This is a genomic window from Shigella sp. FC1567 (assembly GCF_001743015.1).
GTDB classification, from domain to species: domain Bacteria; phylum Pseudomonadota; class Gammaproteobacteria; order Enterobacterales; family Enterobacteriaceae; genus Escherichia; species Escherichia coli.
In genome coordinates, this window is sequence record NZ_MIIV01000312.1 from 1 (window position 1) to 1,008 (window position 1,008).

Sequence of the window (1,008 nt, forward strand, 5' to 3'; positions counted from 1 at the left end):
CTCTTTTGTCATGCGCTCTCCCATGGCGTAGCCGACAATTTCGCACGTATAAACATCTTTGATGCCAGCGAGGTACAACCATCCCTCCTGTGTGGCAACATACGTCAGGTCCGCCACCCAGACCTGATTTGGTGCTGTAGGAGCGAACGTCTGGTTCAGCAGATTTGGCGCAACTGGCAGATTGTGGTTCGGGTTCGTAGTCGCTCTGAACTTGCGTTTCTGCTTACAGCGTAGCCTTAGCTCCTTACGAAGACGTGCCAGTCGGTCACGACCAACGATGATGCCATTCTCTGCCAGCTCCGTCTGGAGCCGCCGGGTTCCATATGTTTCGCGAGTGCGGATATGTGCCACCTTAATCTCCAGTTTTAGCCGCTCATCACTTTGTTTTCTGTCTGAGGGTTCATGCTGTACCTAGACTGGCCCCCTGAATCTCCAGACAACCAGTATCACTTAAATAAGTGATAGTCTTAATACTAGTTTTTAGACTAGTCATTGGAGTACAGATGATTGATGTCTTAGGGCCGGAGAAACGCAGACGGCGTACCACACAGGAAAAGATCGCAATTGTTCAGCAGAGCTTTGAACCGGGGATGACGGTCTCCCTCGTTGCCCGGCAACATGGTGTAGCAGCCAGCCAGTTATTTCTCTGGCGTAAGCAATACCAGGAAGGATGAGGTGTACTGGCAATAGCGGACACTACCATTTGTTCTTTTTTTAAGCAGCCATCTGATGATATTTTTCCCTGAAGGCTGCCGGGGAGATATTCCCCAGACGAGAGTGACGACGCTGACGATTGTAGAAAATCTCAATGTATTCCCGTATTACTGAGATGGCTTCATCCCGGTTATTAAAACGATAGTGGCTCAGGCTCTCATTTTTCAGCGTTCCCCAGAAGCTTTCCATCGGAGCGTTGTCGTAACAGTGACCTTTACGCGACATTGATGTTTTCAGACCAGACTGCTCCTGTATGACCCGGTAATCGTATGCGCAGTACTGTGAACCTCGATC

At 49.7% G+C, this 1,008-nt stretch carries 1 protein-coding gene and 2 pseudogenes; 1 reads left to right on the forward strand and 2 read right to left on the reverse strand.

The genetic code is table 11. The annotated features are described in order from the left end of the window. Window positions 1-411 (reverse strand): annotated as a pseudogene (locus BHE85_RS16505) (IS3 family transposase); the annotation flags it as partial. A gap of 92 nt (window positions 412-503) precedes the next feature. Between BHE85_RS16505 and BHE85_RS16510 the strand changes: the two are divergent. Continuing rightward, window positions 504-671 (forward strand): annotated as a pseudogene (locus BHE85_RS16510) (transposase); the annotation flags it as partial. A 43-nt stretch (window positions 672-714) separates the two neighbouring features. Here BHE85_RS16510 and BHE85_RS16515 read toward each other — a convergent pair. Then, window positions 715-1,008, reverse strand: a 294-nt coding sequence (locus tag BHE85_RS16515; protein WP_146627975.1) for an integrase core domain-containing protein, incomplete at its 5' end; no start/stop codon positions are given.